3 protein-coding genes are annotated in these 2,792 nt (G+C 38.0%); all 3 read right to left on the bottom strand.

From position 1 onward, the window contains the following. Window positions 1-134: 134 nt before the first annotated feature. Window positions 135-1,457: a four-carbon acid sugar kinase family protein gene (locus ACKPEB_RS03885; protein WP_408963482.1), complete on the bottom strand. Its 1,323-nt coding sequence runs from the start codon at window positions 1,455-1,457 to the stop codon at window positions 135-137. 266 nt (window positions 1,458-1,723) lie between these two features. Beyond that, window positions 1,724-2,446: a hypothetical protein gene (locus tag ACKPEB_RS03880; RefSeq protein WP_408963481.1), complete on the bottom strand. Its 723-nt coding sequence runs from the start codon at window positions 2,444-2,446 to the stop codon at window positions 1,724-1,726. A 41-nt stretch (window positions 2,447-2,487) separates the two neighbouring features. Beyond that, window positions 2,488-2,616, bottom strand: a complete 129-nt coding sequence (locus ACKPEB_RS03875) for a hypothetical protein (RefSeq protein WP_408971292.1) — start codon at window positions 2,614-2,616, stop codon at window positions 2,488-2,490. Window positions 2,617-2,792: the final 176 nt, after the last annotated feature.

The following is a 2,792-nucleotide window of genomic DNA, read 5'->3' as shown; positions in this document are numbered from 1 at the left end:
GGGTTTGGTCTCCAAACCCCTACAGAATTTTTTCACAAATTATTTGGGATTGCTATAGAATATGAGTAATACAAATTATCCCTCCTAAATCTATTAAAAAGGAGGGATATATCGTAAATATTCAGAATTTTATATTAGGTTAAGGGTTGACTTAAACGACGATAAACTGTTGCTAACCCATCGGAGTCTCCCACATTTCCAGGGAATAAAACGACGGGTAAATTGGGGTATAAAGGATGGTTAGAAGAGGTTTTCACCATTGAACAACCGGCTAACACTTGACCGAGTAAGCGTGCTGTTTTTAAGGCTAATCCTTTACTCAAAACATCATTAGAGGTAATCCCGCCTTTACTAATTAAAAATCCAATATCTTTTGGTAAACCTCGAACAATATCCATGAGTAAATCAGAGACTTTAATTCCAAAGGCTAACCGAGTTTCTACCGTATCAAATTGTAATTCTTGACGACTGGTATAAATGACAGGCGTTTGACCCGCATGATGAATGGTATCAACTTGGTCTAAAATTTGTTGTAAGAGTTCCTGTCTTTGAGTCTCACTTTCTTCTAATAAATGGGAAACATCCACTTCAATTCCTACAACTCCAGGTTCTTGTAATAATCGTTCTAATTGTTGAGTGGATTTTTTAACATGAGAACCCATAATCACTACACCCGGTTTTCCATTTCGGGTATATTTTGCCATTTCTTCTGCGGGAATCGGTTGATTTCCCAATGCGGCTAAAGACGTTAAAATACTCGCCGCACTGCGGAATAAAAAGCGTTTTCCTTGACTAGCGGCGGTAATAATATCCGAGGCGAATTGATCAAAATCTTTTTGGGTTTCACCATCAACAACAACACATTGATTCCCCGTTAAACCCATTAACCGAGGTAAAGTTCCTACCCGAACATCGGATAACAAAAATTGTTCTACTTTTTCCGATGGAATTTGACCGTTGGTTTTTTCGGTGACATAATCGGGTAAATAACTATGGTGATAAGCAAAGACTGAATCTTTAGCAAATTCTGTTTGATGAACGGGGGTTTCTACTCCATCAATGATTAAATAATGAATACTATTGCGGGTAATTCTTCCGCCTTCAAAAAAGGCTGGAACTAGAAAATGAGCATCAAAGGGGCCCAGTTCTTCGGCGATGACATCGGTTTCTACTGGGTAGTGACCTCGCAGGGTAGAATCAGAACGACTGACTACTAAAAAATCAGTGATTGATTCGGCGGCGAGAGCGAGTTTTAAATTTTGGGTGACTTCACGGGTAACGGAAGCGGCTTGTTCGGGTGTTAAGGCTCTGGTATTGGTGAGAATAAAGAAAATCGGAGATTGGTCAGCTAGTCCAATTCGCAGGGTATCTACATCCCACTGAGTCAGCAACAAGCAACTATGAACGGTTTGAGAACCTGTGGGGTCATCGTCGAGAACAATAATTTTAGGTCGCATTGGAGTTCCTATCACAATTGTGTTGAGGTTATTCAAGGATTTTTTGGATATTAAGAAAAGACTACCATTGTTGACATCCGCCTCACCATAAACGGACAGAGATTCCATCTATTTAAGTTACAAAAATTGACAACTGCTTAAATTTTGGCGGGTTGACGCTTGTTTGGGTGCTGTCAACCGGGATAGTCTGACCCTTCCTCCGCGTGCGGTTAGAGTCTCCGTACATCCCTTTGGTGACACTTCCAGATCACTTTGATATCACCCTATCAATATTGTTCAACTCCTGGGGGAGTAAAGCGAATTTCGATGCGTCTTCTTGTTTCATCAGAAGTACGATTTTGTGACGCATATTGTCCTGAAGGTAAAAATAATTGTGCGGCTGAATAAGCTCTAAATTTTAACCCTTTTAAACGACCTTGTTCTTGAATAGCTTGGAGTTTTTTAACAACTGCTAAAGAGCGCATTAATCCTAAATCAGCATTGGAACCTGGTTTGAGATTTTTAACAGGTTGACTTCCCTGTGCAACTTGTTCTAAGATTTGATCTAAATTACTAGCGGGATTAAAGGTTTCTTGACCGTCAGTATGACCGATCACATCCACTACATAACCTTGATAAACTTTAGAAAATTTCTCTAATTTTTCCACCACATTGCCTTCAATAAAAATTCGCAACCCTTCCGGTAAATCTGCCTTACCTGTCTCAAATTTTAAAGATCGCCCCTGAGCATCTCGATCAGAATCTTTAATCACAATGACGGGTGGAGCTTTTAATCGTTCAATTTCTTTTTTAAATGAACTAACTGTTAATTCTAACCCTTGAATTTTCTGATCTTTTTCTTTTGAATTAGAAGTTAATAACGATGATTTAACAATCGCTAATAATAAAAACAAGCTCATAATTAAAAAAGCATTAGACATTAAATCTGTAAATGCTTGCCAGACATTCAAATCTTCCGATGAATTTTTAATTTGAGTCGGACGACGCATAATTTTAAACCTTTAATAATAATATAGTAATCCTATTTGATTTAGGGTAGGGGCAATTCATGAATTGCCCCTACGGTAAGGGTTTGAGTCATAGAGGTTATTACAACGGATTTAGACTTGCTATAATTACAAAACTTACCCACTTGTACCCAAGAAACGGGGTAACTCATACGAAAACCTGAACTCAGGATCAATCTCCTGATCTAGCCGAAAATCTCCAGCATCAGTCCTAAAATTTAGTTTACCAAAATTTTGGTTTATTATTCTTAATTCCCTTATTACCGCTTTGTTCTTTTAAGAGTTTAAGTACCTGAGATAAATCGGATTTCATCTCAATAATATACTT

Source organism: Planktothrix sp. (genome assembly GCF_046067725.1).
Classification (GTDB): Bacteria; Cyanobacteriota; Cyanobacteriia; order Cyanobacteriales; family Microcoleaceae; genus Planktothrix.
Note: the sequence above shows the minus strand (reverse complement) of the source record. Positions and strands in the feature narration are given on the sequence as shown.